The sequence below is a fragment of the Streptomyces sp. NPDC051219 genome (assembly GCF_040682335.1).
Lineage (GTDB): Bacteria > Actinomycetota > Actinomycetes > Streptomycetales > Streptomycetaceae > Streptomyces.
Window position 1 is genome coordinate 18,598 of record NZ_JBFBAS010000044.1, and the last position, 26,126, is coordinate 44,723.

Annotated in this window: 26 protein-coding genes and 9 pseudogenes; 15 read left to right on the forward strand and 20 right to left on the reverse strand. The window is 68.5% G+C overall.

Features of this window, described 5'->3' with window-relative positions; genetic code table 11:
* Positions 1 to 33 precede the first annotated feature (33 nt).
* The gene (locus AB0M62_RS30760; protein WP_366077611.1) at positions 34 to 657 is read right to left on the reverse strand and encodes an NAD(P)H-binding protein; all 624 of its coding nucleotides are present in this window, start codon (positions 655 to 657) and stop codon (positions 34 to 36) included.
* Positions 633 to 1,151, reverse strand: coding sequence for a hypothetical protein (locus tag AB0M62_RS30765; RefSeq protein WP_366077612.1), 519 nt, complete (start codon positions 1,149 to 1,151; stop codon positions 633 to 635). The genes AB0M62_RS30760 and AB0M62_RS30765 overlap by 25 nt, the downstream gene beginning before the upstream one ends.
* A gap of 1,176 nt (positions 1,152 to 2,327) precedes the next feature.
* Here AB0M62_RS30765 and AB0M62_RS30770 point away from each other — a divergent pair.
* On the forward strand, positions 2,328 to 5,162 hold the full coding sequence (locus AB0M62_RS30770; protein WP_366077636.1) for a Pls/PosA family non-ribosomal peptide synthetase: 2,835 nt from the start codon (positions 2,328 to 2,330) through the stop codon (positions 5,160 to 5,162).
* Positions 5,163 to 5,460: 298 nt separating this feature from the next.
* Positions 5,461 to 5,586, forward strand: a complete 126-nt coding sequence (locus tag AB0M62_RS30775; RefSeq protein WP_366077613.1) for a hypothetical protein — start codon at positions 5,461 to 5,463, stop codon at positions 5,584 to 5,586.
* Positions 5,587 to 5,835: 249 nt separating this feature from the next.
* Here the strand turns inward: AB0M62_RS30775 and AB0M62_RS30780 are convergent, their stop codons facing one another.
* Both AB0M62_RS30780 and AB0M62_RS30785 read right to left on the reverse strand, forming a co-directional pair.
* Positions 5,836 to 6,357 (reverse strand): DUF4396 domain-containing protein, encoded by a 522-nt coding sequence (locus AB0M62_RS30780; RefSeq protein ID WP_366077614.1) that lies wholly within the window; start codon positions 6,355 to 6,357, stop codon positions 5,836 to 5,838.
* Positions 6,358 to 6,518: 161 nt separating this feature from the next.
* On the reverse strand, positions 6,519 to 6,635 hold the full coding sequence (locus AB0M62_RS30785; protein ID WP_366077615.1) for a hypothetical protein: 117 nt from the start codon (positions 6,633 to 6,635) through the stop codon (positions 6,519 to 6,521).
* A 16-nt stretch (positions 6,636 to 6,651) separates the two neighbouring features.
* Between AB0M62_RS30785 and AB0M62_RS30790 the strand changes: the two genes are divergently transcribed.
* Positions 6,652 to 7,113, forward strand: a complete 462-nt coding sequence (locus tag AB0M62_RS30790) for a recombinase family protein (RefSeq protein WP_366077617.1) — start codon at positions 6,652 to 6,654, stop codon at positions 7,111 to 7,113.
* Between the two features lie 191 nt (positions 7,114 to 7,304).
* Here the strand turns inward: AB0M62_RS30790 and AB0M62_RS30795 are convergent, their stop codons facing one another.
* Positions 7,305 to 7,778, reverse strand: a complete 474-nt coding sequence (locus tag AB0M62_RS30795) for a VOC family protein (RefSeq protein WP_366077618.1) — start codon at positions 7,776 to 7,778, stop codon at positions 7,305 to 7,307.
* Positions 7,779 to 7,935: 157 nt separating this feature from the next.
* Positions 7,936 to 8,368: pseudogene (locus AB0M62_RS30800) on the reverse strand (leucine zipper domain-containing protein); the annotation flags it as partial.
* Between the two features lie 134 nt (positions 8,369 to 8,502).
* Here AB0M62_RS30800 and AB0M62_RS30805 point away from each other — a divergent pair.
* Positions 8,503 to 9,066, forward strand: coding sequence for a hypothetical protein (locus AB0M62_RS30805; RefSeq protein ID WP_366077619.1), 564 nt, complete (start codon positions 8,503 to 8,505; stop codon positions 9,064 to 9,066).
* 305 nt (positions 9,067 to 9,371) lie between these two features.
* Positions 9,372 to 9,522: pseudogene (locus tag AB0M62_RS30810) on the forward strand (IS5/IS1182 family transposase); the annotation flags it as partial.
* Between the two features lie 119 nt (positions 9,523 to 9,641).
* Here the strand turns inward: AB0M62_RS30810 and AB0M62_RS30815 are convergent.
* Positions 9,642 to 10,349: a lysophospholipid acyltransferase family protein gene (locus AB0M62_RS30815; RefSeq protein ID WP_366077620.1), complete on the reverse strand. Its 708-nt coding sequence runs from the start codon at positions 10,347 to 10,349 to the stop codon at positions 9,642 to 9,644.
* A gap of 453 nt (positions 10,350 to 10,802) precedes the next feature.
* Between AB0M62_RS30815 and AB0M62_RS30820 the strand changes: the two genes are divergently transcribed.
* The 3 genes from AB0M62_RS30820 (at position 10,803) to msrB (ending at position 12,520) form a co-directional block, all read left to right on the forward strand.
* Positions 10,803 to 10,997, forward strand: a complete 195-nt coding sequence (locus AB0M62_RS30820; RefSeq protein WP_366077622.1) for a hypothetical protein — start codon at positions 10,803 to 10,805, stop codon at positions 10,995 to 10,997.
* Between the two features lie 117 nt (positions 10,998 to 11,114).
* Positions 11,115 to 11,621, forward strand: coding sequence for a peptide-methionine (S)-S-oxide reductase MsrA (gene msrA / locus AB0M62_RS30825; RefSeq protein ID WP_366077623.1), 507 nt, complete (start codon positions 11,115 to 11,117; stop codon positions 11,619 to 11,621).
* Between the two features lie 500 nt (positions 11,622 to 12,121).
* Entirely contained in the window at positions 12,122 to 12,520 is a 399-nt protein-coding gene (msrB, locus tag AB0M62_RS30830; protein WP_366077624.1) for a peptide-methionine (R)-S-oxide reductase MsrB, read from the forward strand.
* 182 nt (positions 12,521 to 12,702) lie between these two features.
* Here the strand turns inward: msrB and AB0M62_RS30835 are convergent.
* The 8 genes and pseudogenes from AB0M62_RS30835 to AB0M62_RS30870 all read right to left on the reverse strand — a co-directional run.
* Positions 12,703 to 13,152 (reverse strand): annotated as a pseudogene (locus AB0M62_RS30835) (RNA-guided endonuclease TnpB family protein); the annotation flags it as partial.
* A gap of 68 nt (positions 13,153 to 13,220) precedes the next feature.
* Positions 13,221 to 13,334 (reverse strand): annotated as a pseudogene (locus AB0M62_RS30840) (transposase); the annotation flags it as partial.
* Positions 13,331 to 14,209 carry an STM4011 family radical SAM protein gene (locus AB0M62_RS30845; protein WP_366077625.1) on the reverse strand — a complete coding sequence of 293 codons (879 nt, stop codon included), beginning with the start codon at positions 14,207 to 14,209 and terminating at the stop codon, positions 13,331 to 13,333. The gene AB0M62_RS30845 and the pseudogene AB0M62_RS30840, both read right to left, overlap by 4 nt.
* Before the next feature lie 6 nt (positions 14,210 to 14,215).
* Positions 14,216 to 15,553 (reverse strand): STM4012 family radical SAM protein, encoded by a 1,338-nt coding sequence (locus AB0M62_RS30850; RefSeq protein ID WP_366077626.1) that lies wholly within the window; start codon positions 15,551 to 15,553, stop codon positions 14,216 to 14,218.
* Positions 15,550 to 16,362 carry an STM4013/SEN3800 family hydrolase gene (locus tag AB0M62_RS30855; protein ID WP_366077637.1) on the reverse strand — a complete coding sequence of 271 codons (813 nt, stop codon included), beginning with the start codon at positions 16,360 to 16,362 and terminating at the stop codon, positions 15,550 to 15,552. Before AB0M62_RS30855 ends, AB0M62_RS30850 begins: the two co-directional genes overlap by 4 nt.
* 67 nt (positions 16,363 to 16,429) lie before the next feature.
* On the reverse strand, positions 16,430 to 17,566 hold the full coding sequence (locus AB0M62_RS30860; protein WP_366077627.1) for an STM4014 family protein: 1,137 nt from the start codon (positions 17,564 to 17,566) through the stop codon (positions 16,430 to 16,432).
* Positions 17,547 to 18,518, reverse strand: a complete 972-nt coding sequence (locus tag AB0M62_RS30865) for an STM4015 family protein (protein ID WP_366077628.1) — start codon at positions 18,516 to 18,518, stop codon at positions 17,547 to 17,549. Before AB0M62_RS30865 ends, AB0M62_RS30860 begins: the two co-directional genes overlap by 20 nt.
* Positions 18,519 to 18,525: 7 nt before the next feature.
* On the reverse strand, positions 18,526 to 19,470 hold the full coding sequence (locus AB0M62_RS30870; protein ID WP_366077629.1) for an STM4015 family protein: 945 nt from the start codon (positions 19,468 to 19,470) through the stop codon (positions 18,526 to 18,528).
* 175 nt (positions 19,471 to 19,645) lie between these two features.
* Here AB0M62_RS30870 and AB0M62_RS30875 point away from each other — a divergent pair, with 175 nt between their 5' ends.
* On the forward strand, positions 19,646 to 19,972 hold the full coding sequence (locus tag AB0M62_RS30875; RefSeq protein ID WP_366077630.1) for a hypothetical protein: 327 nt from the start codon (positions 19,646 to 19,648) through the stop codon (positions 19,970 to 19,972).
* A gap of 93 nt (positions 19,973 to 20,065) precedes the next feature.
* Positions 20,066 to 21,067 carry a DUF6745 domain-containing protein gene (locus AB0M62_RS30880; RefSeq protein ID WP_366077631.1) on the forward strand — a complete coding sequence of 334 codons (1,002 nt, stop codon included), beginning with the start codon at positions 20,066 to 20,068 and terminating at the stop codon, positions 21,065 to 21,067.
* Between the two features lie 39 nt (positions 21,068 to 21,106).
* Here the strand turns inward: AB0M62_RS30880 and AB0M62_RS30885 are convergent.
* Together AB0M62_RS30885 and AB0M62_RS30890 are read right to left on the reverse strand one after the other, a co-directional pair.
* A pseudogene (locus AB0M62_RS30885) lies at positions 21,107 to 21,256 on the reverse strand (PfkB family carbohydrate kinase); the annotation flags it as partial.
* Positions 21,257 to 21,627: 371 nt separating this feature from the next.
* A complete protein-coding gene (locus tag AB0M62_RS30890; RefSeq protein ID WP_366077632.1) occupies positions 21,628 to 22,152 on the reverse strand; it encodes a hypothetical protein in 525 nt (174 codons plus the stop codon).
* A gap of 27 nt (positions 22,153 to 22,179) precedes the next feature.
* Between AB0M62_RS30890 and AB0M62_RS30895 the strand changes: the two are divergent.
* Positions 22,180 to 22,470, forward strand: a pseudogene (locus AB0M62_RS30895) (helix-turn-helix transcriptional regulator); the annotation flags it as partial.
* Positions 22,471 to 22,476: 6 nt separating this feature from the next.
* Positions 22,477 to 23,040 (forward strand): annotated as a pseudogene (locus tag AB0M62_RS30900) (glyoxalase); the annotation flags it as partial.
* Between the two features lie 140 nt (positions 23,041 to 23,180).
* Here AB0M62_RS30900 and AB0M62_RS30905 read toward each other — a convergent pair.
* The gene (locus tag AB0M62_RS30905) at positions 23,181 to 23,552 is read right to left on the reverse strand and encodes a transposase (RefSeq protein ID WP_366077638.1); all 372 of its coding nucleotides are present in this window, start codon (positions 23,550 to 23,552) and stop codon (positions 23,181 to 23,183) included.
* A 33-nt stretch (positions 23,553 to 23,585) separates the two neighbouring features.
* Positions 23,586 to 24,170: a DinB family protein gene (locus AB0M62_RS30910; protein ID WP_366077633.1), complete on the reverse strand. Its 585-nt coding sequence runs from the start codon at positions 24,168 to 24,170 to the stop codon at positions 23,586 to 23,588.
* A gap of 5 nt (positions 24,171 to 24,175) precedes the next feature.
* Here AB0M62_RS30910 and AB0M62_RS30915 point away from each other — a divergent pair, with 5 nt between their 5' ends.
* The 3 genes and pseudogenes from AB0M62_RS30915 to AB0M62_RS30925 all read left to right on the forward strand — a co-directional run bounded on the left by AB0M62_RS30915 (position 24,176) and on the right by AB0M62_RS30925 (position 25,702).
* Entirely contained in the window at positions 24,176 to 24,304 is a 129-nt protein-coding gene (locus tag AB0M62_RS30915; protein WP_281066960.1) for a hypothetical protein, read from the forward strand.
* Positions 24,305 to 24,678: 374 nt separating this feature from the next.
* Positions 24,679 to 25,111: pseudogene (locus AB0M62_RS30920) on the forward strand (transposase); the annotation flags it as partial.
* Between the two features lie 111 nt (positions 25,112 to 25,222).
* Entirely contained in the window at positions 25,223 to 25,702 is a 480-nt protein-coding gene (locus AB0M62_RS30925) for a nitroreductase family deazaflavin-dependent oxidoreductase (protein WP_366077639.1), read from the forward strand.
* 232 nt (positions 25,703 to 25,934) lie between these two features.
* On the opposite strand, the pseudogene AB0M62_RS30930 reads toward AB0M62_RS30925, so the two are convergent.
* Positions 25,935 to 26,126: pseudogene (locus AB0M62_RS30930) on the reverse strand (IS256 family transposase); the annotation flags it as partial.

The following is a 26,126-nucleotide window of genomic DNA, read 5'->3' on the forward strand; positions in this document are numbered from 1 at the left end:
ACCTGGAGCAGCGGGTAGGACTCTTCGGCGGTTTTATCGCTGCTTTGCGAGCCACTCATCGAAGGTGGTCGGCGCGATACGGGCGCCGTCGCCGGGCAGGAGGACGTCGCCGGCCATGTCGGGGCCAAGCAGCGACGACCACGTCGGCACGAGCTTGACTCTATGGCCGCACGCATCATTGGTGCGCCGGGCCATGTCCACCAGATCCTGTGGTTCCGGGCCGGCGACATCGCGGTACCGCCCCTGCGGTGCGCCGGTGGCGATCTCGGCGAGGACATCACCTACGTCCTCGGGCGCGATCGGCTGTACGAGTAGCGGCGGGATCTTGGCGACGCCGTCCTGCTCGCTCCACCGCGTCACTGTCAAGGCGAAGTCGTGGAACTGGGTGGCTCGAACGATGGTCCATGGCACCGGGCCCTCGGCAACCAGGCGCTCCTGCTCTCGCTTGCCGGCATAGTGTGCGTTGCCTTCGATGCGATCTACCCCGACGATCGAAAGCACCACATGGTGACGGACACCGGCTTGCTGTTCGGCGGAAAGCATGTTCTGCGTGCTGGTGCCGAAGTACACCACCGCCTCATCGCGGTCGGTTGTCGTGTAATTCGTGGCGTCGACAACCGCTTCGACACCGGTCAATGCGGCATCGAGCCGGTCCACACCGAGCGAGCGGCTAATTCGCACGACATCGTGTCCGGCTCGCGCCAGGGCGGCAACGGTAAAGGACCCGATGTTCCCAGTCGCACCTGCAACCGCGATTCGCATAGTGATGACTCCCGGTCTTTCACGCCACTCGTGAAAGTTCTCCCAAATCTGGTTGGGGACGGACGGTACTGGACCACTTTCATGTCAGGGTGCTGGTCTCCCGACCGGCTCACTGTGATCGAGGTCTTCGTCGCTTTGACCTTGATCGTGTCGTCGACCGGGAAGTACCTCATGAGGCTGTTCACGGCGTGCACGCCGATGTCCAATTGCCCGGCAGAGCTGTCATGGCCGAAGCCTTCCGGGTTCACGACGTCATTGGCGCCGTTGGTGTCCCAAGGATACGCACCCACGCTGATCGGGTCGGCGGGATCATCGTTCGCGGGTGCTGTGTGCGAGGCGGTGACTGTGAAGCTGCACTCACCGGACTCGGTGTTCCAGATGAGGGACATCCCATACGGCTGGTGCGGATGGGGCGACATTTCGCGGTCGTCGCCCCAGCGACCTCGAGGGGGCGCGAGTCACCCGGCGCTGCAGGGGCTCCCGAAGGTGCTTGGCGTGGCCGCGGCACGATTCGCCGGTGAGGGGGCTGCGGCCTCTGGCCTCTGATGGTCACGCGCGGCCAGTGGGCGATGCCCCACCGCTCGACTCACCCATCAAGACTCCACCGACCTCATCTCTTCCTGCGGTCTGGAAGTCGGCGACGCTACCGGGTAGTCATGGTCGTCCGCCCTGCCGGTTCCCGGAGCGCGGCGGTGCCGGGCTGGAAGGAGGCGGTGGGGTCGATGTTGCTGCGAAAAGAGGCGGTCCACGGGAAGCGCGTAAACCGACCCGATTGAGGACCTCATCGACGAGGTCATCGGGGAGACAAGCCGGCTGGATCCCAGCGCGTGAAATTCAAGGTTGAGAAGGGCCCGAACCGGGGCATCATTCGCCTCACCTTCTATATCCAGAGCAAGGATGTCGCCCTCGGCATGCTGGGGACTTGGTCCACGTTCCCCGGCCTGCGGGAGGCCCCCCGCCAGTCGGCGGGGATGGTTTGGACACCTGCCGGATGGTTGAAACCAGCATCTTTCCTGAAGTGTGGTGCCAATGGGACACGGCTCAGTTCCGGCCATTCCGTCCGCGCTGGCAGCCGCGGACCGATCTCGCACGCGACCTGGCCATTTTGGCAGGTTGGCCGCGCGTGCTCTCGACCGGTCAGCCGGCCTGACGTTCTTCCCGAATTCAAGTAGCGGGACGAGCTCGTCCGATCGGGCCGCCTGCAGGGAAGAGCGTTGGGCGCCGAATAAACGCGGCGGGGTTACTGCCCTGCATGCGCGGCCGGGCCCGGACCATTCCGATGGAAAACCGACAGTGGACTGCACTAACTGCAGGTGACGACACATGTTTTCGTGGATTTCTGACCAGACCAGAGCTCGTGACCTTGTGACTTTCGCGCGGAGTGTCGCGGCTGCTCGGGTACGGGTCCCCGGAGCTCGGGCCGCACGGGTCGGTGCCGACCGGAACGTCCAGGGGCAACTGTTGTGATCGGCAATAGGGTTGAGGGCTCAACGGCCGCTCCGGCCGGCACGCCGTCCGTCGAGGACACCACGACGGCCACGGGTGCGGCAGCGGCCAGTACCGAGATGCTGTTGGCCGAGGTGCTGGCGGGTGTCATGCGTACCGAGCAGGTTTCGGTCGACAGCAACTTCTTCTCCGACCTGGGCGCCGACTCCCTCGTGATGGCGCAGTTCTGTGCCCGGGTGCGCAAGCGGGACGGCCTGCCGACGGTGTCGATGAAGGACATCTACCAGCATTCCACGATCCGGAGCCTGGCCGCCGCGCTCCCGGACACCGGCCCCTCCCGGGCGCAGGCCGACGCGCCGTCCGGTCTGGTGGTTGAGTCGCCGACCGGCGCGTCAGCCGACATCGAGATGCTGTTGGCCGAGGTGCTGGCGGGTGTCATGCGTACCGAGCAGGTTTCGGTCGACAGCAACTTCTTCTCCGACCTGGGCGCCGACTCCCTCGTGATGGCGCAGTTCTGTGCCCGGGTGCGCAAGCGGGAGGATCTGCCGTCGGTGTCGATCAAGGACATCTACCGCAACTCCACGATCCGGGGCCTGGTGGCCGCACTCGACATTTCACAGACCGATCCGTCCCGCTCGCATGTCCCGACGGAGCCCGGGATGCTTGCCGAGCCGTCGTCCGTAGAGATAGCCGGTAGCTCGGTCGAGGAGGAGGCCGACGAGGCGACCGGGGCGGAGGCTCCGGCGGCGGCCCGCACGCGGCAGTACGTTCTGTGCGGGGGGCTCCAGCTGCTGATCTTCCTCGGCATGTCCTTCCTTGGTGCCCTGGTGATAACACACGGTTACGAATGGCTCCAGGGCGGTTCAGGTGTAGCTGACCAATACCTGCGGTCGGCGCTGTTCGCCGGCATGAGCTTCGTGGGCCTGTGCGCCCTTCCTGTCGTGGTCAAGTGGACGCTCATCGGCCGCTTCGCTCCCCGCCGAATCCCGGTGTGGAGTCTTGGCTACGTACGTTTCTGGTGCGTGAAAACCCTGATCCGAACCAGTCCAATGCGCCTGTTCACCGGTACGCCGCTGTATGTGCTGTATCTGAGGGCACTGGGTGCGAGCATCGGCCGCGACGTCGCGGTCCTCTCCCGGAACGTGCCGGTGTGCACCGACCTGCTCACCATCGAGGAAGGCACGGTCGTCCGCAAGGACGTGTTCTTTTCCTGCTACCGGGCGCATGCCGGGGTGATCGAGACGGGGCCGGTCACCCTTGGGCGGAACGTGACCGTCTGCGAGCAGACGGTCCTCGACATCGACACGTCGATGGGCGACGGGGCCCAGCTCGGGCACGCCTCGTCCCTGCAATCGGGGCAAGCCGTCCCGGCCGGTGAGTCGTGGCACGGTTCACCGGCGCAGCCGACGGAGACCGACTTCCGGGCTGTTGAGCCCACCGCGTGCGGCACCCTGCGCAAGTGCCTCTACACCGTTGCGCAGCTTCTGGTCGTGCTTGGTGTGTACCTGCCGCTGACACTGGCCGGTGTGAGCATTCTGTTCACCGCGGTGCCGCAGCTGGAGGGGCTGCTGAATCCGGAGCCGGAGCTGGCCTTCACGAGTCCTGGGTTCTACGCCGATGCGCTGATCGCCTCATCGGTGGGCTTCTTCGGCGGCCTGCTGATGGGTCTGGTGGCGGTGAATGCGGTGCCCCGGATACTGAGCCGGGCGATCAGGCCGGGGTTGGTCTACCCGCTGTACGGCTTCCACCACGGCCTTCAGCGGGCACTGGTGCGGATGAGTAATGTCAGGTTCTTCGTCCTGCTCTTCGGGGACAGCTCCGCGATTGTCCACTACCTGCGCTGCCTCGGATATGACCTGTGCCGTATCGAGCAGACCGGGTCCAACTTCGGCTCGCAGATCAAGCACGACACCCCCTACCTGAGCCAGGTCGGCAGCGGAACGATGGTCGCCGACGGGCTGTCGATCATCAACGCCGACTACTCCAGCACGTCCTTCCGCCTCTCCCCAGCCTCGATCGGGCCGAGCAACTTCCTCGGCAACAACATCGCCTACCCCTCACGCGGCCGCACCGGCGACAACTGCCTGCTCGCGACGAAGGTCATGGTCCCCATAGACGGACCCGTCCGCGAGGGCGTCGGCCTGCTGGGCTCGCCCAGCTTCGAGATCCCGCGCACGGTGATGCGTGACAACAAGTTCGCCCACCTTGCCGAAGGCGACGAACTGCGCCGCCGCCTGGCCGCCAAGAACAAGCACAACGCGCTCACCGCGACCCTGTACCTGCTGATGCGATGGTTCCACTTCTTCGTCGTCGCCCTCATCGCCATGGCCGCCGTCCACCTCTACCCCACCACCGGAGTGCCGGCGATCGCGCTGGCCAGCCTGCCCACCCTGGTGTTCACCGTCGTCTTCTACGCGCTGGTGGAACGGGTCGTCACAAGTTTGCAGCCGGTGAAACCGCTGTACTGCTCGATCTACGAGTCGTCCTTCTGGCGTCACGAACGCTTCTGGAAACTGACGACCCACCGATACATGCAGCTCTTCAACGGCACCCCATTCAAAAGCGTGGTCTGGCGGCTGCTGGGCGTCAGGATCGGCCGCAGGGTCTTCGACGACGGCCTCTCACTGGTCGAGCGGACCCTCGTCGCCATCGGCGACGGCTGCACCTTCAACGCCGGGACCATCATCCAGTGTCACTCGCAGGAGGACGGGGCCTTCAAGTGCGACCGCGCCACCGTCGGCGCGGGCGTGACCCTCGGCGTCGGTGCGTTCGTCCACTACGGCACCACGATCGGCGACCACGCACAGCTTGCCGCTGACTCGTTCCTTATGAAGGGCGAGGAAGTTCCCGCGCAGGCGCCGTGGGGCGGCAACCCGGCGCGGGAGATGCAGGGCAGGTCCCGGCTGCGGACCCACCTGGACCGCGGCGACCATCGTGCCGCCGTGTCGGCATGATCCCGGCGCACACCTGCGCATCTGCTGCCACGATCACCAGCGGGGCGAGTCGCCCAGCCTGTGGCCGACGATGGCCGTCCTCCCGGGTCAGCCGACGAAGGCGGGAGTCCGCTCGCCGAGGCAAACCAGGTGCGGGCCCGGCAGGCCGATGCCCTGCTGCGGGTGTCCGGAGGCGCATGCTTCGGCCGGGTGCGAGTGTCGGCTGTCGTCGCCGGGCCCATCGGCTCGTCGTCGTGGTGTTGAGCGCGGTCTGCCTCAGCGGCCACCAGTGCGGCACGGCGGCGGCGCCGCCGGTGACGTGCGCGAAGGCGCTGTCGGCTCCGGCGGCGTGGGTGTAGGCGTGGGTGTAGAGGAAGGTGAACTCGCGGACGCGGCCGCCGCGCTCCTGGTTCTGCTGACGTCAGCCGCCCTGTCGGTGTTCTAGCCTCGCGGGGTGACCCGCTACGGGCGCCGCCGCCAGCGCGAGCAGAGCGCGTGCTGCCTCGATGAACCCGTTCCCCGAGCCCGTCGCGCTGGGTGCGGTCAGCCGAGCGCGCCGAAGAGTTCGTTGCACGCCTGCTCGCAGGAGCGGCCTCGCGAGCCCCCGGTACACCTCCAGCTAACGCCCCTGGACACGAAGGCGCCCGGCTGCACCTTCCAGGGTGCGGCCGGGCGCGGTGTTGAGCGGTGGTGGTCAGTGGTAGGCGTGGACGACGGCGTGGCCCTTGCCGCGGCCGATCATCCACTTGTTGACCGGCGTGGTGATCACGAAGGCGACGGCGAACCCGCCCAGCAGCGCGGTCCAGAACAGGGCGTCGGACAGGTGGGCGTTCATCGCCCCCGGGGTCAGGGCGATGATGCCGTTGTCGACGAGCTCCATCACCGCGATGGACACGGTGTCCGCGGCCACCGCCACCTTGACCGCGGATTTGAAGTCCAGGCCGGCCCGCCGGACGGCGAACAGGGTGAAGGAGTAGCCGAAGACGAATGCGAGGGTGATCGCCAGGATCATCGTCTCGACGTTGCCCCACAGCAGGGCGGTGCCGATGACCATGCCGAGGATCTCGCCGATCGCGCATCCGGTCAGGCAGTGCAGCGTCGCCTTCGCCGCCGTCCCCCAGGACGCACCCGCGTGCGCGTGGCCGCCGCGGCCCGCGTGCGCCTGATGTGCGGCGTGGTCGTAAGCGGTGCTGGTGTGGTGTGCGCTGTGGTCCATGACCGTCATCCCCAATCCCGTCCCAGTGTGGCCCCGTTCCCGTGACCCACACCACAACCGTATTACCCCCCAGGGGTATTCCTCGTTGGGTGAGGGGACATGAAAAAGCAGCGGGTTGCGGCGGGCCGGATAGGCCCGCCGCACCCCGCTGCCGGAGCAGGTCAGCTCTTGCCGAGCAGGTCCTTCATCTTGGTGATCTCGGCGGTCTGCGAGGTGATGATGGCATCCGCCATCGTCTTGGCTTCGGGGAAGGCGCCTCGGTCTTCTCGCCGCGTCATCTTCACTGTCTACGAGATGAAGCGGCTCGGCCGCGACGCCGCCGAACTCACTGCGCTCGCCGACCACCTCACCGCGCACGGCCTGGTCCTGGAGATGCTCGCCGGGACCCTGCCGGGGATGTACGACCCCAGCGGTCCCGGCCGCCTGCTGTTCGCGTTCTTCGCGGCCATGGCGGAGACCGAACGGGATAACATCCGCGAGTCGACGCTCGAAGGGCACGACACCGCGGCCCGCAAGGGCAAGCACGGCGGCCGGCCCCGGTCATCACCGACGACATGCTGCACACCGTGCTCCGGCGAACCCGGTTGCTGGCCAACCCCCCTCGCCGGCCCAGAGGACTTCGACGACCTGGAGGGGGTGGACGCGCACTCCCGCCACGCCTCGGTGCGTTCCCTGGAGCGCTACGCGCGGCCCGGCGTCGACGCGGTAGCCCAGCATGTCGCCGAGCGTGCCCCAGCAGCCCGCCGCCGTCGATGAACCCGAGAACCTACCGACGGGTTACTTGCTCCCTGTTGTCCGAGCTGGGACCACAGGGCCATGACCGCCGCCGGTGCCCAGATCGTGGGGTACCCCTTCATGCCTGGGGCGAGATGGCGCTGCGGCACCCCGAGCAAAGGGGCTCCGGCCATTCGCGTGCAGCGGGGCCGTGGTTGCCGGGTGACGTGCCCTCAGCGGCCGGGGAACCGCTCTGTGATCTCCTGCAGGACCCAGCCGTTGCCGTCCGGGTCGCTGAAGGTGGCGTAGGAGGAGTAGGTGGCGCCCTCGGGGTGCCGGCCGGCCAGGCGCTCCTGGCCCTCCAGCCGGTGGGTGACGTCTCCGCCCTCGTGACCGTGGAACAGCACTCCTCCGGCGTCGTGGAAGACGTCGCTCACGTCGATGCCCCGGTCGGCCAGCTCCGCGCGAGCCGCCTCGATGTCGGAGACGATGAGGTACAGGCCCTGCACCGAGCCGGGGTCGGCGGCGGTCATCCCCTCGCCGAACATGATTGAGCACCCGGAGCCGGGCGGAGTGAAGTGCACGGCCCGGAAGTTGCCACCGGCCCCTGTGTCGAGGTCCAGGCGGAATCCCAGCTTCTCGTAGAAGGCCTTGGCCTGGTCGGTGTCGGATACGGGCAGCACGATCACTTCGATCTTCAGGTCCATGGGAACTGTCCTCTGCGTGTGAGCGGTGGAGCTGTCCATACCGTGTCCGTCCACGGCTCAAACTGATGCGGGACATCCGGGGTACGGCGTCGGTCCGGGGCCCTGGTCCATTCGGGCTGCCGGCGGCGCGGCCCAGGACCCTTTGTCGGCCTCCTTAGGACATGCGGCCGAGTTTCTTGAACTCGGTGTGGACGAGTTCGCCGGGCCAGGGCTGCGTTCGTAGCGGCGGACCGGCTCGCCGGTGGCCCGGTCGGTGCCGGCCAGGGCGGCAGGCGTTGACGGGTCAGGACCGGGTGGGCGGTGGAAGCGGCGACGCCGGTGCGGCCGGCCGCAGGGGGCCGATGCGGTGCTCTCGCCCGTAGCTGCACGACCGTTGCTCGTTGTGGTCCGGTGAAACGCCGTGGTGAGCGGTGCAGGCGGCTGGACCGGTCGTGCATGTACTCGGCCCCCAGAGCCGGTAGTGGCCCTCCCCAGCGGGCGGCGGTGGTGTGGCTGGCCCGGAAGCGTCCCGCGACCCGCCTCAACGGCCGGTCGTCGTCCGGGACGCACCGCGCCAGGCGTAGTCTGCCGGTCGGAGCCAGCGGGGGCATTACGGTGGTCACGACGGCCTCCCGCGGGTTGGCGCAGATGTCGATCCACGGGGTCGTCGGCCCGAGAATGGTACGAAACAGACCGCTGGAAGCACACGTGGGGCCCTGGGGGCGCAGGTCGGAGGTGCCGTTCCGTGGAACCCACCGACTGGCTGCTGACGGCCAGTGAGCGGGGCAATCCCGTCACCCGCCTGGACCGTCGACGCCCCGACGGGACGGCATGGTCGGTCGGCAACGAAGCGCGCCCATTGGTCCACGGCGCGACGTACTTCGCCGAGCTGCTGGCCGCCGTCCGCGCTCTGCGGGCCGGAGACCTGCTGCTGTTCACCGACTGGCGCGGCGATCCCGACGAGCGGCTCGTGGGCCCCGGGACCGAGATCGGCCCCGTGCTACGCGACAGCGAGGAGGAGAACCGCCACCTTGGTAAGGAGGTCCGGGCGGGGGCGGCGAGTACCTGCTGGACATGCGAGTTTGTCCCGGCGGCTCGCACCACCAAAGCGCGTCGTCCTGCGCCATCCCGGGCGCCCGCGCTCGACGCCGCGTACATCGGTGGCATCGACCTGTCCCGCAGCCGCAACGACGACATCGACCACTGCGGCGACGAACGCGCCCAGCCCATCGCCGACGCATACGGACCGCATCCGCCCTGGCACGACATCCAGCTCGCGATCCGGGGCCCGGCGGTCGGCGATATCTAGGCCGTCTTCCGGGAACGCTGGACGGACCCCGGCGCCCCTCAGCCGCAGCCCGCTGTCCCGGCTGCGCGAAAGGCTGCACCGCGAGGACACCCACTCGGACCCACTGCCCCCTCACATGCCCGATCCCATCCGGACGGCAACCCGCTGCGGCTGCGACTGCGCAACGCGTTCTGACAAGCCGGTGGGGCCGTCTCTGGCGCGTATGTGTCGCCGCGAGGCGAGGGGGCCCGCGACAGCAGGCAGGAGGAGCGACGGCCTGCATGAGGCGGACCACCTGCTGCACCGGCCGACACTGGCTACCGCACCACGGCGCCGGCCTCAGCATCGACGTCGAGGTAGGACGACGCGACCCCACCCGGAAGGGCTTCAAGGTCATCCCGCGGCGCCGGCCGGCTCATGCGCCACCGCCGCCTCGCCCGCGACTTCGAAACCCACCCCCACCGCTCCGAAGCCGTGACCGAAGGGCACGCTGGTCACCCTGCACCTCCGCTCGCGCGGAGAGAACGACGGGGTGGGTGCTTCCTTACCCGCGTCCGTCGCTCGCGCGGGCCGTCTCGGCGAATGCGAGCCGCCCTTCAGTTCGGGCACGTAGCTGTAGATGGTGTTGCGGGAGGTCCGGCCTTCACGTCAGCCGCGTACCGGTCCACGTACTCCTGGCCCGACAGCCCCAGGATCGCGTACATGATCTCGTCGGTGACGGCCCGCAGGACCGTCCTGTGGTGCTCCATCCCTGTGAAGCGCGAGAAGTCCAGCGGTTCCCCGAAACGGATTACGACCGGCCGGGTCCTGGGCAGGACCCGGCCCGGAGGCCGGATCTCGAACGTTCCCACCATCGCGCACGGAATCACCGGCACCTGTGCGGCCAGTGCCATCATCGCGACCCCGACTTTGCCCTTGTACAGCCGGCCGTCGGGGGAGCGCGTGCCCTCCGGGTAGATCGCGAGCAGCTCTCCCTTCGTCAGCACCCCCAGCCCCTCTCGGAGCGCCGCCTGCCCCGCGGCCCTGCCGGACCTGTCCACCGGAATCTGCCCGGCACTGCGCAGGAACGACGCGGTCAGCCGGCCTGTGAGGCCCGGTGCCGTGAAGTACTCCGCCTTGGCCAGGAACGTGATGCGCCGTTTCAGGACCGCGGGCATGAGGAGGGGGTCCGCGAACGACAGGTGATTCCCGGCGACGATCGCCGCGCCCTCCGCCGGAACGTGCTCGAGCCCGTCCGTCCGCGGCCGGAACAGCAGCCGCAGCAGCGGCCCCAGAAGAACGTACTTGAGCACGTAATAGAACACCGGGCGGCTCCCCACTGCCGGAAACCCTCCCCACCCGCTCCGAAGCCATCCAGCCCCTGGGTGGGGAAGTGCGCTCGCGCCCTCAGGGAATCAGCGCCCGTAGCCCCGCGCATCTCCAACGGTTACCCACCGCTGTCCACGCAGCTCCTCGCCCGTCGACGTACGAATCCGCCGGCCTCCGGGACCTCCGTTCCCAAGAGGGCGGTACCGATGGCGAGGCCGCAGGCGTAGGCACCTCCCGGGCGGCGAACGGCGCCGTACAGTGTCCGTCGGCCGATCTACCGCGAAGTTGTCACCCCCTTGACAGGTGACTCCATAAGCTGCCACTATTGCGTCGTCCCTGGGGCTGGTATCGCATCCATTTCCCCAGGGGACTTCGGTGACGGCCGTAAATGGCGGCCTGGTCCAACCGCGACGCCCTGGCACTGACGAAAAAGCTCGGTGGGTCCGGTTATGGCCACCAACCCCGAGCAGCCCCGCCGCCGGCTGAGCATTCTGTTCACCGAGTGTCGTCTGCTCGTCGCCGCCGAATGCGCATCTGGAATCGAGAGCGGCGGTGTCGACCAGGCCGAGTCCACCCAGCTCGCCCCGTACTCCAAGGCGGCCTGCAGCAACATTCCCGGGGCGATCAACGCGATCGCCGTCTGATCCCGCGGGCGGGCTGGTCGGGCCAGCCTCACCCGCTACAGGCCCCGCTCCCGGCATGAGCCACCAGATGCGAGACCTGTCTTCAATGGAACAACCTCGACGAAACGGACTGTGAACATGAACGAGCAGAAGGCGTGGCTGGCGGGCGGGTGCTTCTGGGGCATGCAGGAGCTGCTCCGGTCCCTCCCTGGTGTGCTGAGCACCCGAGTCGGGTACAGCGGCGGCGAGATCCCCCACCCCACGTACCGCAACCACGGCAACCACGCCGAGGCGATCGAGATCGTCTTCGACGGTGACGTGACCGACTACCGAACGATCCTGGAGTACTTCTTCCAGATTCACGACCCGAGCACGAAGAACCGGCAGGGCAACGACATGGGCGCCAGCTACCGGTCCGCCGTCTTCTACTTCGACGAGGAGCAGCGGCGGGTCGCGGAGGACACCATCGCCGACGTGGATGCGTCGGGCCTGTGGCCGGGGAAGGTGGTAACCGAGGTGGTTCCCGCCGACGAGTTCTGGGAGGCGGAGCCGGAGCACCAGGACTACCTACGCCGCTACCCGGACGGCTACACCTGCCACTTCCCCCGTCAGAACTGGCGGCTGCCCATGCGCGAGGAGTCCTGAGCTCCGCTCCGGAAGCGCCAGGCGACGGTTCGACCTTCCGAGGAGGCGGCCGGACGAACCGGCCGCCCCTCGGGGTGTTCCCTGTCAGCCTCCGTGCCACTGGGGCCGTCGCGCTGCCCAGGGGACGGCGCCGGGGGATACGCCCCGGGCATGCCGTCATCGGGCACGACCAGGTGCTCGGCGCGGGTGACCCGGAGCACCGTGTCCATTCCCAGCTTGCCGTCTACGGCCCACCTGATGCGATGGCCTCAAGATCCGGCGATGTGGCCCACCGTCGTCCACGAACCGGATCGGCCCGGCATCAACTGGTACGCCTGACAGCTGTTGAGCTTCTGGCAGCCGGTCATGGCTGTGAGCGACAAGGCGGCCGTCAGGTGATCGCGGGAATGGGCGAAGCCCAGCGAACTCGTTCTTTCCATTCCGCGGGCGATGTCATGGACCTAGGTCAGACCTAGGTCCGGACATCCTGGCCCGCCTGTCGATCTGAGGAGGCGCGTTTCATGGCTTACGACGTCGAAAAGCCGGACGAGCAGTGGCGTGCGGAGCTGACCCCGGGCGAATACGCGGTGCTGCGCCAGGCAGCGACCGAGGCCCCCTTCGTCGGTGAGTACACGAACACCAAGACGGTCGGCACGTACTCGTGCCGGGCCTGCGGTGCCGAGCTCTTCCGTTCCGACACCAAGTTCGAGTCACACTGCGGCTGGCCGTCCTTCTACGACCCGAAGGACACCGACGCGGTCGAACTCATCCCGGAAACCCCCACCAGCACCGAGGTTCGGTGCGCGCGATGCGGATCGCACCTGGGCCACGTCTTCGAGGGCGAGGGCTACCCGACCCCGACCGACCAGCGGTACTGCATCAACTCGATCTCGCTGCGTCTGGAGCCGGAAAAGAGCTGAGCACTCACAAGATCGGCTCCTGTGACTCCTCCCTCCGCTGAATCCGGAGGGCTTCTCCTGTCGGTGGCCAGGCCACGTCGGGAGGACCAGCCCGGCCCTGATTGCGACGTTGAGTGCACCGACCTGGTCGGCGTTGGCATGGTGTCCGCACTGGGTGCACGCGAACTTCTCTTGGGTGGTGCGCGGTGTTGGTGTACGCGGACGTGGCCGACACCTTGGAGACGGGCGCGGGTGACCAGGTCGTGCGGGGTGGAGTCCCAGCGGCATCCGTCCCCGTCCTTTTAAAACTTCACCGTGTCGAACCAGTTCACCCCACGGAAGCGGGGACAGCCGGCTTCTCACCAGCCTTCACCCGGCGGAAGAACGCCGCGAACGCCTTGTCCAAACGGCGCAGCGTCGCCTGCTGGGGGGAGAACGACCACCGGCCCTGACACTGCGGATCGTACGCCCGGATCTCCCCCAGCTGGGCGGACTGCTGCCCACTTGATCGAGGTTTTCGAGGCGTGCCGGTAGGCATCCCGGCGTTCGTGCAACGCCCCGTTGCAGAGCGAGCAGTGATCCCGAAGCATCTCGCCCAGGGCCTGGGCCTGGCGGACGGTGGGGCGGAGGAGGAACTTATACGCGCGGTGCACGCTCGGCCTTTTCCTTCTGCTTCCTCCTCGCGCATCACGCGGGAGGTGAAGCCCTTGAACTGGTGCGCCACATACGAGGCGGACGCCTTCGGTTCGTGCTTGACAAACAGGTGCACGTGATCGGGCATCACCTCAAGGGCGATGATCTCCCGGCCCTTCTCAGCAGCTTTCTGCTCGATCAGGTCACGCGGCCGGACCGCGACCCGGCCAACAAGAACCCGGCGGGTATGCGTTCCAGGACGCCGCCCGCGAAGACGTCGTACAACGGCAGCGTCTCCAGATGGACATAGCCGATGTGGCAGTCGCAGGCGGCGAGGGGGCAGGCGCGCGGGCTCAGCGCCTGCCGGTAGGAGCCGTCGTAGAGGTTGCCGAGTTCGGCGGGCACGAAGTGGCAGCGGCGTACCGTGCCTTCGCCGTCCACCGAGATCACCGATTGGCCCGTACGGCAGGGCAGTCCGGCCGAGCGATGCGGGTGGCGGCTGTACGGGAAGAGGGGGTCCAGAGCCGTCCAGTGGCCGGCCTCCTCGTCCGTATAGGTGCGGCCCTCGGCCGCGTTGACCCATAGATACACCTCGTCGGGGAGGCCGGCGCGCAGCCGTCGCGCCTCCCCGAGGTGTTCGGGGAAGCCGACGACACCGACGCTGAAGCGCGCGCCCATCGCGGTCAGCTCGCGGCACTTGCCGAGGAAGCGGTCGTACGGCGTCTGGCCCGGATGGTAGGTGCACCACAGTGCGAGCGTGGCGAGGTCGGTTTCCGTCAGCCAGTCGGTGCGGCAACTGAGGTTCGTCTGGATGGCGACGCGTGCGATGTGCGGCACATGGGAGAGCTCGGCGAGCGCCCGGCGGTACCAGGAGCGGACCAGGCCTTCGCCCCAGGGGGTGAAGAGCACCGAAAGGCGGTCGCCGGTCTGTGCGGCCGCCCATGCGGTGAAGCGCTCGAGCGCGGCTCGGTCGGTGCGCAACTGGTCAGTGCTGTCGCGGCGCTTGGCGAAGGGGCAGTACGGACAGTCGTAGTCGCAGGAGGCGAGCGGCCCGCGGTAGAGAATCGTCAGGTCCATGGCAGCTCACTTCATTTCGTACGCGGCCATGGCGGCCCGTACGGAGTCGGAGAAGAGCTCGGGGCCGAGCGCGTCGGAGTGCGCGAGGCCTTCTGGGGAAAGGCGCAGAAGGCCGGGGCCTGCCGTGTCGTCGAGCCAGCCGCGGGCGGCGAAACGGTCGAGCTCCGCCGGGAAGTCGTCGGCCGGTGGGGTGCCGAAGCGGTCGGCATAGTCGGCCAGTGGCATGCCTTCGGCCTGGAGGAGCGACTGGAGCAGATGGCGGCGTCGTGCCTCGTCGGCGTCGACGTACCGGCCGACCTCGGCACGAGAGAAGTCGTCGGTGGCGGTGTAGTCGTCAATGATCGACCGGATTTCTCGCATGTCGACGGCGTAGTCGAAGGAGTAGTGGAGCGCAGAGGTGTACGAGCGGGCTCCGCAGCCGAGGCCGATCATGCCGTCGGTTTGGCAGGCGTAGTCGTCGGATGCCTGCTTCGGCGCGTCCTTGCGGCGGAACATCCGCATCGACACCTGCTCGTAGCCGTGCTCGACGAGGTGGTCCCGGCCCTGGCGGTACAGCTGCAGTCGCCGGCTGTCCCAGGCGGCGTCGGCTTCGGCACCGATCCTGCCGAGGCCGGTCAGCGGGCGTATGTACAAGGGGTAGAGGTAGAGCTCCTCGGGCCGCCAGGCGAGCGCGGCGTCGAGGGATACGCGCCAGGTGTCTGCGGTCTGGCCCTCTATGCCGTAGATCAGGTCGATGTTGAGGACGGGGATACGCGCGTCACGGATGCGGGCGAGGGCCGCCTCGACGTCGGCGCGGCGCTGTGGGCGTACGGCCGCGCGGGCCTCGGCGTCGACGAAGCTCTGGATCCCGAGGCTCAGGCGGGTCGTACCGCGGCCGGCCAGCACAGCGAGCCGGTCGGCCGTCGCGGTGGCGGGGGACGCCTCGACGGAGAGCGGTACCGCACGCAGGTCCGCGCCCATCCGCTTCTCGGCGATGTCGCAGAGCCGGTCCAGCTCGTCGGCGGTGAGGAAGGTGGGGGTGCCGCCGCCGAAAGCGGCGGCGACGAAGCGGGTCCCGCCTCCGTCTGCGGCTTCGTCGAGGGCGTCGCGTACGGCGGTGGCCTGGCGGTCGAGCGCGGCGAGATACCGGCCGGTCAGCTCGTCGGGGGCACCGATACGGGTGAAGAGGTTGCAGAACCCGCAGCGGACCTCGCAGAACGGTATGTGGAGGTAGAGGGAGAGGGCGTTTTTGGGCTCACCCGCCCAGAGTTCGCGCAGTGCGGGCCGGTCTTTCAGCTCGCGGTACGCCGTTTTGTGCGGGTAGGCGTATACGTAACTCTGGTAGGGGCGGACCGCGGTGTTCATCGGAGAGCCCCTTGATCGAGGGTGAACTGGGCGTACGGCACGGTCCACACGGCCTCGTGGCCGAGACGGTGACCGGTGTACCCGTCGTCGCCGTATGCCGTGCCGTGGTCGGAGCAGATGATCGCGAAGCAGGGGCGGCGGCTGCTCGCGGTGGCGAAGAGGCGGCCGATGTGCCGGTCGACGTACTCCAGGGCGGCAGCATGGGTCGCGTGGGAGTCGCCGGCCTCGCCGGTGGCGCCGCGCAGATGGAACCAGTTGGGCTGGTGCAGCGCGGAGACATTGACGAACAGGAACAGCCGCTGCCCGGCGGGGAGTCCGGCGACGACCTCCTCGGCCCGGGCCACCTGCTTCTCGAAGGAGAGGGGGGACGCCACACCGAACTCCGGCTCCCAGTGGCTCTCCTGGAACATCCCGGGCAGTACCGAGCCGAGAGGGCCCTGGTGGTTGAAGAAGCCGACGCCGCCGATGCACACGGTGCGGTAACCGGCGTCCGCGAGGCCGGAGACCAGGTCGGGGGTATCGAAGACGAAAGTGCGCTCGGCGGTGGTCTCGCTGCCCGCGAAGCGTGCGGCGAAGAGGCGGGGGTGGGGGCCTGGCGCAGCGGGTGTGGGCAGGAAGCCTGCGAAGATCGCCTGGTGCGAGGCGTAGGTGAAGCTGCCGGGCGCGTGCCGCTTCTCCCAGACACCGCCCGGAAGATGGCGGACCAGGTTCGGAATGCGTCCGGCGGCGGCCAGCTCGGCGGCGACGTCGTGGCGCAGGGTGTCGAGGGTGACGAGCAGCAGATCGTGGCTGCCCACGATCTGGGTCATGTCCGGCGTGTTGGGGTCCAACTCGTTCTTGCTGGACTCCAACTCGTTCGCGTCCGGCTCGTTCATGTCAGGCGATTGCATCGTGGTTCCTTGTCGTGCGCTGTACGGCGGCGACCTGCGCCGCGTAGGTGTCCAGGCCCTCGGCGCCGCTACCGGGCAGGCCGGTGAGGTTCGGCAGCAGGTCGCCGAACGCGTTGACCTCGCCGACCGCGAAGCGGCGCCAGCCGACCGCCGGCAGCAGATCGACGCCCACGCAGAGCGTGCGCGGGAAGCAGGCCGCGGCCCGCTCACACACGTCAAGGGCGCCCGCCCAGCTGCCGCCCGCCGCCTCGACGGCGGCTCGGGCCTCGTCGAGGTCCCCGCGGGCTCCGCCGAGGTGGAGGTTGGTCATGGGGGAGCGGCTGGTCCGTACGACGGCATGGGTCGCCCGGCCGGCGACGACCACCACCCGCAGGTCGGTGGCCCGGCCCCGCTGGGAGGCCTTGGGGAGCCAGCGCTCGACGTGCAGGCCGTCGGGCGCCAGAGCGTCGACGATCGCGGCGACCTCACCTTCGGTCGTACAGCGGCGTACCCGAAGGGAGTTGAAGAGCCGTCCTTGGCTGTCGCGCTCCACCGACGTGGTGGCCCGTACCCGCCCGGATCCCGCCGTCTCGACGGCCAGCACACCGGAGGCGGACGAACCGTGCGCGAGCTTGACGAAAGCGCGCGGCATCCGGTGCGCGCGCAGCAGTTCGCGTACGTCCGACCAGCCTTGCACGGGCAGGACCGGGGCCCCCGATGTGGGCGAGGGCGGCACGGGAACACCTGTGCGGTGCAGTGCGGCATGGCACAGCCGCTTGTCGAACAGCACCGCCAGCTCGTCGGGGTCGTCGAGCAGTGTGCAGCCCTCGGCCGCCTGCCCCACCTCCCGTACGGCCGCGGTGAACCGCTCGTACCAGTGGGCCGAGCCCTCCACCCGGGTGGCGTCGCCGACGCCGCGCAACAGCCGCTCGACGTCGGCGTCTTCCCCGGGCGAGTCGATCCGTACAATCTCGCCCGGCTGGAAGGAAACCCCTTGGCGGAGCACCTCCAGCCAGGGCACGACGCGCGCGGCGGGCAGGCCGGCGGCGGCCACGGCCCTCTGGAAGAGCGCGACGCGGCGGTTGGCGGGGTTGCCGACGACCGCGAATCGCGGCCCCGCCGCGCTACTCGTCGACGGCGACATAGCGGGGCTCGTCGTTCTCGGGGTCCCAGTAGTCGGCTTGGTCCAGGTTCAGCCGTACGCCCTGTGGCTCGAGCTCCTTCCGCAGGCGCTGCTGCATCGCCTCCTGCATGTAGTGATGGTGGAGGTCCAGCTCCCGGAGGTGAGTCAGCGGCTGGCCGCCTAGCAGGGCTTCGGCGCCGGTGTCGCTGAGGGTTCCCATCGACAGCGCCAGCGAGTCCAGCTGCGCGACGACGGGGGCCGAGGCGACTGCGACAGCGATCTCGTCCTGGATCTCGCTGTTCTGCACCCCCAGATGGCTCAGGTGGGGGAAGGCGCCGCCGGACAACAGCGGCGCCAGGTCGGCGACCGTCGCGTCGCCTCCGTAATGCGTGACGCCGAGCCAGAGTTCGAGGCGCTCCAGGGCGGGCAGTGTGGAGGCGCCGAGGGCCCTGACGACGGAACCCGGCAGGCCACCCGATTCGAAGCGCAGCACCTTCAGCGCATCGTGGCGGACCGGTCGCAGGGACAGGACGTCCTGTCCCGAGATGGCGTCGCCACAGCCGCGCACCGTCAGCTCTTCGAGCCGGGGGAACGCTTGGAGGCAGGGGGTGACGTCGGTCATCTCCAGCCAGGACACCTCGCACTCCTCGCTCGTGACGTCGGCGAGGAACAGGGCACGCAGCGCGGGGAAGCGGTCCGCGTCCGCGATGATCAGGTCGAGGACGGGACGCAGAGGCGAGTATTCGTCGTGCCACCACGGGCCGAGTATCAGCGCACGGACCTGCGTGGAGTCGACCGAGGAGAGGAAACGGCCCCACAGCTCGGGGAACGGATTGTTCTCGTTCCACAGACAGTCCAGGCGCCAGGCCACGGAGTCCGCCGACGGGAGCGGCGGAGCGTGCTCGTCGTCGGGATCGGGGAGCGTGTGGACGGGAAGTCCGTGGAACGTCTCGGGGTGGTCGATCCCGGTCATGGACAACTCACTCCGCCACTGCCGTATAGCGGCCCTCGGCGCCACGGCCGTCCCACGGCTCCTCGCGCTCCGATACGTCAACACGCACCCCGTGCGGCTCCAGCGCGTCGGCGACCCGGCGTTCCATCTCCTCGGAGAGGAAGTGGTGGTGCAGGTCGAGGCATTCGAGATGGGTGAGCGGCTGCCCTTCGAGCAGCGCGGCCGCACCCTCGTCGCCGAGGGTTCCGTTAGACAGGTCGAGGGTGCGCAGTCGGGCGACGACGGGGGCCGACGCGACCGCGGCCGCGATCTCGTTCTGTATCTCGCTGTTGCGCAGGCCGAGATGGCGAAGCCCCGGGAAGCGGGAACCGGACAGCAGCGGTGCGAGGTCGGTGAGTTCAGTGTCGCCGCCGTACTCCGCGACGCCGAGCCACAGGTCGAGGTGGTTCAGGGAAGGGAGTTCGCTCTCGATGACGCCGCGCACCACCTCCGCCGGGAGGCCGCCGGACTCGAAGACGAGCGAGCGCAGCCGCGGGTGGTGCACCGGCGGGAAGCGGAGCTGGCTGCCGCCGCGCACGCCGAGCTCCAGCAGGCGGGGGAACGCGCTGAGCAGGCCCGTGACATTGGACTGCTCGATCCAGGAGATCTCGTTCTCCTCGGAGGTCATGTCGCCGACGAAGACGGCCTCCAGGGCAGTCAGCCGGTCGGCGGCGGCGATGACGAGGTTAATGGGGAAGCTCGAATCGTTGTCGTACGCCTCGCCCCACTGGCCGATGATCAGTGCGCGTACCTTCCCGGGGTCGACGGTTTTCAGGAACTCGTCGAACACCTCGTCCCAGGGCGGGTCGTCGTCGTACGGGTTCACGGAGATGCGCCACGCGGCGGCGTCCGCGGCGGGCAATGGCGAGGGGGTGGGGTGGAAGTCGACGGCCGGGAGGCCGAGCAAATCCTGCAGATGGTCCACGTGGGACATGGCCCTGATCTCCTGACGCTGAGCGGTCGACTGACGTGCGAAAGGTTTACCAAGCCGCACTGACAATGCTGCGAGCGGGCCCCCGTCGTCCCAGGTCGGGGCCGATTGTCAGACCCGGGCCGTAGCGTTTTCCACGTGGTCGGCACAGCGTGTGCGCCAACGAGGGGAGTCAGCCATGTACCGGCAAGGGGACGTTCTGATCATGCCGTTGGGGGAGTCGGCGGTGCCGGCGCACCTCGTGGACGCACACGGTGAACCGCGCGACGGGCGGGGACGGTTGGTGCTCGCACTGGGCGAAGTCACCGGGCATGCGCACGCGGTGCAGGGGCCCGGCAGGCTGGTGCGTGAGGCGGGCCCTCTCGACCCGATGCTGCTTCACCTGCCCGACGGCGGGCGGGTGGTGCACGAGGAGCACGCGGCGATACCGCTGCCGAAGGGCTGGTACCGCGTGGTGCGCCAGCGGGAGTACGTGCCCGGCTCGGTCCGTATCGTCGCCGACTGAGCCTCGCTCGTGGCGGGGCGCGGCAGAGTACGAATGGACAGCGCAGTGCCAGGAGTGCAGGGCGGGACAGGGAACAGGGGACAGGGACTTCTGATGCAGAACGTAATGACATGGCGGGCTGTCGCGGCGGCGACGGGAGCGGCGGACCGGGCGGCCGCGGAAGAAGGAGTGCGGCTCGCCTACCGCACGGCGGGTCTCGAAGCGCCGAAGACGATCGTCTGGGCCGCGTCGCCCAAGGCGGCGGTCGAGGCCGTCGAAAAGCTCAACGGGGCGGGACCTTCGGTGCGCGACGAGGTCCGCACCCGGCCGTGGGCCGATGAACGACGTCGTCTGCACGACGAGTTGGGACCCCAGGGCTGGTCCGCTCTATGGTCGGCGACCGGCGCGCAATTGTGGGACACCACCAGGGAACTGGCCGAGCGGATACGTGCCGGAATCGTCGCGGAGCTTGTGGAGCACCCGGAGGACGAGTCCGACGTGCGGTTGCTCCTCCTCGACGCGGTGCTCGGCCAGCACGACGCGGCCTGGCTCGCGGCATTCGACGGCCGTGGCGAGCGGCTCGCAGGGCTGGCGCAGGTGGCCAGGACCGCCGGATGGTGGTGGCCGTACAAAAACGCGGTGGTCATCAGCGAGCGGCCGGTGGAGCTGCACCGCGACGAGGCCGGACGCCTCGACCGTGGCGACGGCCCGGCTCTGGCCTTTCCGGACGGCTTCGCGCTGTACGCCTGGCGGGGTATGCCGGTACCCGCCGCATTCCTCGACGAGCTGGCATCACTGACCCCCGCGCGCATACGGGCCGAGGAGAACGCGGAGCTGCGCCGCGTGATGCTGGAGTTCTACGGCTACGACCGCTATCTCAGCGAGTCGGACGCCCAGCCGGTGCACCGCGACGAGACGGGCATCCTCTGGCGGATCGCGCTCCAGGGCGACGAGGACGTGGTGATGGTCGAGGTGGTCAACTCCACCCCCGAGCCGGACGGCACGCACCGTACGTACTGGCTGCGCGTGCCGCCCACGACACGGACCGCGAAGGAAGGCGTGGCCTGGACGTTCGGGCTCGGCCAGGAGACCTACGAACCGCTGCGCCAGACCTGAGCCGATCAGACCTCAGTGATAGCCGGTCGCCGGGGCCGATCAGGTCCGTGTGGGGCTCGGTCGGCAGGCGTGGGTGCCGGCCCGCGCGCCCAGACGGGCGCGCTCCTCAAGGTCCGGCCGGCCGGCTGCCGGCCCATGCAGGAAGCCGCTGACGAACGCGTCCCCGGCACCATGGGAGTCGAGGACCGGCCTCACCCGGAGTCCCGAGGGCCCGGCACCCCACCGCGACGTTGCCGCTGGTGACGCCGTGACCGCCCGGGCGTCCGGCGCCTAGGGCCCGTCGCACCACTTGCCGGAGGCTCAGATCCGCACCTTCTGGCCGGTACGGGCGTCACCGGGCCCCTGATCGATAGGTCTTACCGCCGACGCGAAACAGTCTGCGTCCCTAGCAAGGAGAAGCAGCGGAATGAGAGGTTCCACCCTGTATCTCGAACCACGGCTGGAACTGCGACTCGCGTCGCTGCTGCAGTCGGCCGGGCTGCTCCACACGCTTGTGGACGCGCCGGCACAGCTGCCCCGCCCGCGGTGGGCGGGGCCGCAGCAGCTGGCGCCCGGCGCTGCTAGTCCTTGTCGAAGTAGCTGCTCGTGCAGAAGCCGTACCGCGTGTTGTTGTACAGGTAGTCCATGCAGGCGCGCATGTAGTAGTTGAGGTTTTTGGCCTCCAGAGACTTGGAACCCGTCGTCTTTGAACAGGCGCTCCACGTCGAATTGTTTGAGGACCGCTCGACCCAGACACGCATGGACGCGCCCGAAAGGTACCCCTGCGAAATCAGTGCGTGAGACCAGTCGCTGATGCGCTCGTTCTTCAGCTCCAGCTTGATGCTGGTCGAGCCCCCGTCGGTGGGCGTGTAGACCGGCCCGATACTACGGACGGCGACGTATACCCCGACGTGAGCGCCGTCGCAGGTCAGTGCCTGCGCGGGTGTTGCGGCGAGCGTGACGAGCGGAGCTGCGAGGGCCGTTGAGGCGGCAATGCTGACGATGCGGCGCATGGACATATCAGACCTGGTGCCTTCCGCCGGTGAATGGTTTTGCGCCAGATCCTCTGGTACGTACATGACATCAGTCAAGGTGCTGGACACCATGTGCGGTCGGTCTGGACTGGACCGGGGACCGCCGGGCACCTCAGCCGCCAGTTCCGGCTGGCCTACGGCGAGTCGCCGCGCGTACCTGATGACGCATCGCATCGAGCGCGCGACGGCGTGCTGCGTAGTGGCGACCTCAGCATCACCGAGGTCTGCTTCGCGGTCGACTGCTCATCGCTGGGCGCCTTCAGCACCCGCTTCACCGAGCTGGTCGGCATGCCGCCCAGTGACTACCGGCGCCGCGCAACGGGCGCTGCGGCGGGGATGCCCGCCGTGTATGGCAAACAGGTGACAAGACCGGTCAGGAATCAAGAAGCGCTGGCCATGGCATTCATCGAATCCGTCACCCTCGACGTGGCCGACCCCACGGCCGCCAACCGCTTCTACACCGCCGCCTTCGTTTTGGACACGCAGATACGCCTGCGGGCCTCCAAGGCACCGACGACCGGCTTCCGTGGGTTCACGCTGACGCTCACGGTGTCCCAGCCGGCCACCGCCAACAGCCTCATCGGCGCCGCCCTGGAGGCCGGTGCCGCGCCGCTGAAGCCTGCCGCGAAGTCGCTCTGGGGCTACGGCGGTGTCGTACGAGCCCCGGACGGGACGATCTGGAAGGTCGCGACCTCGGCGAAGAAGGACACCGGCCCGGCAACCCGGCGGGTCGACGAGATCGTGCTCCTGCTCGGAGTCGCGGACGTGGCCGCGAGCAAGCGGTTCTACCTCGACCAAGGCCTTGCCGTGGCGAAGAGCCTTGGCCGCATGTACGTCGAGTTCGCTGCTGGGTCGAGTCCCGTCAAGCTGGCGCTGTACAGGCGCCGTGCCCTTGCCAAGGACGTCGGCGTCTCTCCCGACGGCACCGGATCGCACCGACTCATGATCGGCGGCGATGCCGGGCCTTTCGAGCGGCTTGAGGGCGAGGCTGTCGTGCATGTTCGCGCCGGACACGGCGACGGCGAGCGGGATGCCCTGGGCATCGGACAGCACGTGCAGCTTGCTGCCCTTCTTGCCGCGATCGACCGGGTTCGGCCCGGTCAGCGATCCCCCCTTTTGGCGCGAACGGAGGCTGCGTCGACGATCGCCGGGGTCCAGTCCACCTCGCCCCGGGCCCCGAGTTCGTCCAGCACCGCCCGGTGCAGCCGACGCCACAGGCCGGCCTCGGTCCATACCGTGAAGCGGCGATCCGCGGTGGCGGGCGACGTGCCGAACGTCGGCGGCAAATGCCGCCAGGTACAGCCGCTGGTCAGCGCGTACACCACTGCCGTGAACACGGCCCGCTCGTCACACGGAGCGGTCCCACCACCTTGCGGACGAGCAGCGAACGACGGCAGCAACGGGGCGGCCAGCTCCCAGAGTTCATCAGGAACCAGACACTTCGACAGATCAGCACCCACGACCGGCATCATGCCGCACGAACATCAAGTCACGTGAGACAACTTCTAAGCCTTGATTGGTGCGGCCGACCTGGCGGCCTGCTCGATCTTCGCGCAGTAGGCTGCACGGGCTTCCTCGTCGATCTGCTTCTCGAGTTCGGCGCGCAACCCGGTCCGGCCGTCGAGGCCCTCGCGCAGGATATCGGCGTGCCCGGCATGCCGGATGGACTCGCCGAGGACATGGACCATGATGGCGAACAGGTTGGTGTCGGCATAAGGCTCCGGCCACCACGGCACGTGGCCGGGGGCGTCGAGGGGAAGCTCGTTGATCGTCGCGTCCGAGTGTTCCCACGTGCGCCGGTAGAACCCGATGATCTGATCGCGGGTCTCGTCCTCGGTCGCCCACAGATCGCTGCCGTTGGAGTCCTGCCACCGGGGCAGCGGTTCCGGGGAAGGGCGGTCGAAGACCTCGCCGAAGTACCTGGCCTCGACGGTGGCCACGTGTTTGACCAGGCCGAGGAGGTTGGTCCCGGTCGCTGTCAAAGGTCGGCGGGCGTCGTATTCGGACAAGCCGTCGAGTTTCCAGAGCAGCGCCTTGCGGTCCCGCCGCAGTCTCTCGTGCAGGTTGTTTTTCGCGAATTCATCGATCATGCGGCATGAGCCTGCCATGGGCTGCTCGTGGTCTCAAGATCCCGTACGTGGTCCGCAACGACAGGCAGAGCCGAGGCCTGGCCATGGCCGCCGCCCTGACCTGCTACAAGAAGCTCGCGAAACTTGCCACGTGAGACAACCTCTAAGGCTCTTCGCCGGCCCGCGGGGCCGTCCGCTTCGAAGAGCTGGTCCGGATGCACGATTGCTGAGCCTGGTCGAGGCTGGATTGCCGACTCCCTGACAGGGCTGGTGAGTTTCGCCGGCTCACCAGTCTTCCCCGACTTCTGGGGCGTGCGGCCCTTCTCGGGATTCCCGCCGGTACGAGGAAGGCCCGTCATGGTGTGGCGGGCCGATGGATGTCGTGGGTGAGCGGCAGTTCAGGCTGGCCTCGGGCTTTTCACCGGCGTCGGTATCCGAAGTTTGATCAAAAAGTGGAAAGCGCTCCTGACCTGCATCGATGGGACATGTCGAGGGTCCTTCTGGCTGCAAGGAAGGAAGCATTTCCCAGGTGAAGAAGCGTCTCGGGTCGTACCCGTTTGTGCGTGCCGAGGGCGGTGGCCGTGGGGTGCTCGCTCAGGCCGGGGCCGTCCCGCTGGTGGAGACAGTCCGCAAGTCCGGCCTGGACACGGCGTATCGCCCGCGTTGGGCTCGTGGCGACGCAAGCCGCAGACGGTGCACGATCCTGGCAAGGGTCCTGCTGGATGTCGCGGTGGTGCTGGCACTGGGCGGGGACTGGCTGGCCGACGTGGCGATGCTGCGGGCCGAGCCGGACCTGGTCGGGCCGGGTGGCCTCCGACCCGACCGTCTCCCGGCTGATCGCCACGTTCGCCTCCAGCGGGAATCACTGGCTCAACGCGATCTGCGGCGCGCGCTCCCACGTCCGCGAACGCGTCTGGGCGCCGGCCGGTGACGCCGCCCCGGACGCGCGCGAACGTGTGATCGGGGCGAGGGGAGCCCGCCGGTCACGCCCGGTTGATCGCACCGGGAATGATCGCGTCCGCCTTGTGCGTTGCGTGGAACGAAGACTCTTCGACAGCATGGAGATGGGCAACATGCCGCTCAAAGGCGAGTACGAGCCGAGCACGATGCAGTTGGTACGTGACCAGGTGGAGCTGTACGAAAGCTCCGGTGGTAGGGAAGGAACGACGCTGAGCAGCCTGGTCGGTTCGGAGGACGCGAAGCGGCGGGACCTGCCTGTCGTCATCCTGACCACCCTGGGCGCGAAGAGCGGCAAGATTCGCAAGTCCCCGCTCATGCGGGTGGAGCACGACGGCTCCTACGCCGTGGTCGCCTCCTTGGGAGGAGCACCCAAGCACCCGGTCTGGTACCACAACGTGGTGGCCGACCCTCGGGTGGAGCTTCAGGACGGCCCGGTGCGCCAGGACATGCTGGCACGCGAGGTGACCGGGGACGAGAAGGCCGTGTGGTGGGCTCGAGCCGTCGAGGCGTTCCCGGACTATGCCGAGTACCAGAAGAAGACGGACCGTGAGATCCCGGTGTTCGTTCTGGAGCCGGCGGCCGAGGAGCACTGACGCGGCTCACCGGTTCACCCACGGAGGGGATATGCCACCCGCAGCGCCAGGCTACGCGCACATGAAACCCGTAGTCGGTCCCGAAGCCGGGGGTCAAGTCGGCTCCGGGACCTGCGAACCCTGCAGGGCCGGACCGGGTTCGCGCCGAGCCCGCGGGTGAATCGGCCTGCGATGCATCTGGTGGCGCCCTGCGGGTGTGTCAACTTAACGGCTGATCTTGGTTGTTGAGTGGTCAGCTGTTGCTCGGGGTGAGGCGGCCCTCGAAGGCGATCTGGAAGGCGTTCAGCGGCGCCTTCCAGCGCATGGTCCACCGCTTGCGGCCCTTGCCCGTCGGGTCCAAGCTCATCAGCGCCATGTAGACGCACTTCATGGCGGCAGCCTCGTTCGGGAAGTGGCCGCGGGCCCGGACGGCCTTGCGTATGCG

Bases quoted from the DNA above. Each gene is read 5' to 3' on its own strand.
- AB0M62_RS30870 (WP_366077629.1), bottom strand. From the start codon at position 19,470: ATGTCCCACGTGGACCATCTGCAGGATTTGCTCGGCCTCCCGGCCGTC.
- AB0M62_RS30780 (WP_366077614.1), bottom strand. From the start codon at position 6,357: ATGGACCACAGCGCACACCACACCAGCACCGCTTACGACCACGCCGCA.
- AB0M62_RS30910 (WP_366077633.1), bottom strand. From the start codon at position 24,170: ATGATCGATGAATTCGCGAAAAACAACCTGCACGAGAGACTGCGGCGG.
- AB0M62_RS30905 (WP_366077638.1), bottom strand. From the start codon at position 23,552: ATGATGCCGGTCGTGGGTGCTGATCTGTCGAAGTGTCTGGTTCCTGAT.
- AB0M62_RS30850 (WP_366077626.1), bottom strand. From the start codon at position 15,553: ATGAACACCGCGGTCCGCCCCTACCAGAGTTACGTATACGCCTACCCG.
- msrA (WP_366077623.1), top strand. From the start codon at position 11,115: ATGAACGAGCAGAAGGCGTGGCTGGCGGGCGGGTGCTTCTGGGGCATG.
- AB0M62_RS30845 (WP_366077625.1), bottom strand. From the start codon at position 14,209: ATGGACCTGACGATTCTCTACCGCGGGCCGCTCGCCTCCTGCGACTAC.
- AB0M62_RS30765 (WP_366077612.1), bottom strand. From the start codon at position 1,151: ATGTCCCTCATCTGGAACACCGAGTCCGGTGAGTGCAGCTTCACAGTC.
- AB0M62_RS30875 (WP_366077630.1), top strand. From the start codon at position 19,646: ATGTACCGGCAAGGGGACGTTCTGATCATGCCGTTGGGGGAGTCGGCG.
- AB0M62_RS30925 (WP_366077639.1), top strand. From the start codon at position 25,223: ATGCCGCTCAAAGGCGAGTACGAGCCGAGCACGATGCAGTTGGTACGT.
- AB0M62_RS30865 (WP_366077628.1), bottom strand. From the start codon at position 18,518: ATGACCGGGATCGACCACCCCGAGACGTTCCACGGACTTCCCGTCCAC.
- AB0M62_RS30860 (WP_366077627.1), bottom strand. From the start codon at position 17,566: ATGTCGCCGTCGACGAGTAGCGCGGCGGGGCCGCGATTCGCGGTCGTC.
- AB0M62_RS30770 (WP_366077636.1), top strand. From the start codon at position 2,328: ATGCTGTTGGCCGAGGTGCTGGCGGGTGTCATGCGTACCGAGCAGGTT.
- AB0M62_RS30785 (WP_366077615.1), bottom strand. From the start codon at position 6,635: ATGACGCGGCGAGAAGACCGAGGCGCCTTCCCCGAAGCCAAGACGATG.
- msrB (WP_366077624.1), top strand. From the start codon at position 12,122: ATGGCTTACGACGTCGAAAAGCCGGACGAGCAGTGGCGTGCGGAGCTG.
- AB0M62_RS30890 (WP_366077632.1), bottom strand. From the start codon at position 22,152: ATGGTGTCCAGCACCTTGACTGATGTCATGTACGTACCAGAGGATCTG.
- AB0M62_RS30795 (WP_366077618.1), bottom strand. From the start codon at position 7,778: ATGGACCTGAAGATCGAAGTGATCGTGCTGCCCGTATCCGACACCGAC.
- AB0M62_RS30880 (WP_366077631.1), top strand. From the start codon at position 20,066: ATGCAGAACGTAATGACATGGCGGGCTGTCGCGGCGGCGACGGGAGCG.
- AB0M62_RS30790 (WP_366077617.1), top strand. From the start codon at position 6,652: ATGAAGCGGCTCGGCCGCGACGCCGCCGAACTCACTGCGCTCGCCGAC.
- AB0M62_RS30820 (WP_366077622.1), top strand. From the start codon at position 10,803: ATGGCCACCAACCCCGAGCAGCCCCGCCGCCGGCTGAGCATTCTGTTC.
- AB0M62_RS30855 (WP_366077637.1), bottom strand. From the start codon at position 16,362: ATGACCCAGATCGTGGGCAGCCACGATCTGCTGCTCGTCACCCTCGAC.
- AB0M62_RS30915 (WP_281066960.1), top strand. From the start codon at position 24,176: ATGAGCCTGCCATGGGCTGCTCGTGGTCTCAAGATCCCGTACGTGGTC.